A 3,142-nucleotide genomic window follows, 5' to 3' on the forward strand; every position below is an offset into this window, starting at 1 on the left:
GAGATTCCTGCACATGGGTGGCAAGGAGGCGGGCGATGCTGGCGGTGATCGGTGGGACGGGGTTCGGCAGTTGGGCAGGCATGGAAGTGCTCAGGCGCGGCGGGCAGGAAACGCCCCTGGGGGCGGCCTCCTGTGGCGTCGTGGAAGGGCGACTGAATGGTCAGTCGCTGCTGTTTCTGGCCCGTCATGGCCAACCGCACAAGGTGCCGCCGCATCGCATCAACTATCGCGCCAATCTATGGGCGCTCAAACAGGCGGGCGCGACCCATGTGGTGGGAGTCAACTGCGTGTCCGGCATCGACCCGACGCTGGTCCCGGGCACGCTGGTGGTGCCGGACCAGCTGATCGATTACACCACCGGTCGCGAGGGTTCGTTCTTCGATGGGCGTTTCAAGCCGTTCCAGCATGTGTCGTTCGCCTGGCCGTATCATCGGGTCTGGCGTGAGGAGCTGCATGCGGCCGCCGCCGAGGCGGGGCTGCCCCTCTCGGCCGGCGGGGTGCTGGGCGTGGTGCAGGGGCCGCGGCTGGAGACTGCCGCCGAGATCCGCCTGATGGCGCGCGATGGCAATACGCTGGTCGGCATGACGGGCATGCCTGAGGCCGTGCTGGCGCGCGAGCTCGAGATGGAATACGCCAGCCTGTGTCTGGTGATCAGCCATGCCGCAGGCGTCGGCGAAGAGGAGCCGACCCGCGCGGGCACGGAATCCGTGATCGAGGCCGGCATGCCCAGAGTGCAGCGCTTGCTGGCGACGCTGTTGGCGCGCCATGCCTGAGCTGCCTGACCTCAGGAGGAGAGTGGGGGGAGGCGGTGGTGTAGGTAGGCGGTGGTGTAGGTAGGGCGTGTAGAGGGTGTAGAGCGTGTAGAGGGTATGCCCGCACGAAAAAACGGCCTGCATCCGCGATGCAGGCCGTTTTCATTTTTCGTTCAAGCTCACGCTCACGCTCAAGTTCATGCCCAAGTTCGAACCCAGGCGCCTGGCAGCGCAGGGCGCGTCAGGCCGCCTTGGTCTTGGCGTTGAGCAGGTCCAGCAAGGTCTCGCAGAAGCTGAAGCGCGCCTCGGCGTCATTCATGTCGGTGGCGAAACGCAGCGTGTCGGCGCCTTCCAGCTTGTAGACATCCGACTGGCGCTGGATCAGGTTGACCAGCGTCAGCGGATCGACCGGCGTCTGGGCGCCGAAGATGATGCGACCACGTCCGGCGCCGGCCTCCAGCTTGATGATGCCCAGCGCCTGGGCGCGCTGGCGCAGCTGGGTCTGGCGGAACAGCGTCTTGACCGGCTCCGGCAGCAGGCCGAAGCGGTCGATCATCTCGACCTGCAGTTCGCGCAGGTCGCTTGCGTTCTCGGCGTTGCTGATGCGCTTGTACATCATCAGGCGCTGCTGAACGTCGTGCAGATAATCGGCCGGAATCAGTGCCGGCAGATTCAGGCTGACCTCGACGCCTTCATCCAGCGGCGACTCGATATTGGGCGTCTTGCCCGCCTTGATGGCCTTCACGGCGCGATCGAGCATCTCCATGTACAGCGAGTAGCCGATGGTTTCCATCTGGCCGGACTGCTCGTCACCCAACAGCTCACCCGCGCCGCGGATCTCCATGTCATGGGAGGCCAGCGTGAAGCCGGCACCGAGGTCCTGGGACTCGCTGATCGCCTCCAGACGCTTGACCGCATCGCGGGTCATCGCCTTGGGATGCGGGGTCAGCAGGTAGGCGTAGGCCTGGTGATGCGAGCGCCCGACGCGGCCACGCAGCTGGTGCAGCTGGGCCAGGCCGAACTTGTCGGCGCGCTCGATGATGATGGTATTGGCGCTCGGGATGTCGATGCCGGTCTCGATGATGGTCGAGCACACCAGCACGTTGAAGCGCTTGTGATAGAAGTCCGACATGCGCCGCTCCAGGCTGCGCTCCGGCAGCTGGCCGTGGGCGACGCCGACATTGGCCTCCGGCACCAGCTCCGCGATGCGCGCGGCGCTCTCCTCGATGGTCTTCACCTCATTGTGCAGCACGTAGACCTGCCCGCCGCGCAGCAGCTCGCGCAGGATGGCTTCCTTGACCACGCCGTCGTTGCGCTGCTGGACGAAGGTCTTCACCGACAGGCGGCGCGCCGGTGGCGTGGCGATGATGGACAGGTCGCGGATGCCGCTCATCGCCATGTTCAGCGTGCGCGGAATCGGCGTGGCAGTCAGGGTCAGGATGTCGACCTCGGCGCGCAGGCTCTTGAGGCGCTCCTTCTGGGAGACGCCGAAGCGGTGCTCCTCATCGATGATCAGCAGCCCCATGTTGGGCAGCTCCAGCGATTTGGAGAGCAGCTTGTGAGTGCCGATCACGATATCGGCCTGGCCGTTCCTGATGCGCTCGAGCGAGGCTTCCTGGCCCTTGCCGCTGGTGAAACGCGACAGCAGGGCGATCTCCACCGCGGTGTCGGCGAAGCGATCGCGGAAGTTGTCGTAGTGCTGCTGGGCGAGCAGGGTGGTGGGCACCAGCACCACCACCTGGCGGCCGGAATTGACGGCGAGGAAGGCGGCGCGCATCGCGACTTCCGTCTTGCCGAAGCCGACATCGCCACATACCACGCGGTCCATCGGCTGGGGCGCGCACATGTCCTGGATCACCGCGCCGATGGTCTGCGCCTGGTCTGGGGTTTCCTCGAAGGGGAAGCTGGCCGCGAAGCGTGCGTAGTCCTCGGCGGGGAAGTCGCAGGCATGGCCGACACGCGCCTCTCTGCGTGCATAGACATCCAGCAGTTCGGCGGCGGTATCACGGATCTTCTCGGCCGCCTTGCGCTTGGCCTTCTCCCATTGCTCGGAGCCCAGCTTGTGCAGCGGCGCCAGCTCGTCACTGGCCCCGGAATAGCGCGAGATCAGGTGCAGGCTGTCCACCGGCACGTAGAGCTTGGCGCCATCGGCGTATTCGAGCGCGAGGAACTCGGCCTCCTGACCCCCGGCGTTGATGGTCTCCAGCCCCAGATAGCGGCCGACGCCGTGGGTGTGGTGCACCACCGGCGCGCCTTCACGCAACTCCGAGAGGTGGCGCACGGCCAGCTCGTTGTCATCGGTGGCGCGCGCCTGGCGGCGGCTCTGACGTACCACTTCGCCGTAGAGCTCGGTCTCGGTGATGACCACCAGCCCCTTGTGGCTGTCGCTG

The 3,142-nt window shown here is 66.2% G+C and carries 2 protein-coding genes; one reads left to right on the forward strand and one right to left on the reverse strand.

What is annotated here, in order from left to right:
• The first annotated feature begins 35 nt into the window (after positions 1-35).
• Entirely contained in the window at positions 36-773 is a 738-nt protein-coding gene (locus AC4FAH_RS14075) for an S-methyl-5'-thioinosine phosphorylase (RefSeq protein ID WP_153635245.1), read from the forward strand.
• Between the two features lie 220 nt (positions 774-993).
• Here AC4FAH_RS14075 and mfd read toward each other — a convergent pair.
• Positions 994-3,142: transcription-repair coupling factor (gene mfd, locus AC4FAH_RS14080; protein WP_490246260.1), on the reverse strand; the 2,149-nt coding region annotated here is incomplete at its 5' end.

The organism is Cobetia sp. (assembly GCF_983723665.1).

Coding starts and splice junctions, on each gene's coding strand:
- AC4FAH_RS14075 (WP_153635245.1), top strand. CDS start 36: ATGCTGGCGGTGATCGGTGGGACGGGGTTCGGCAGTTGGGCAGGCATG.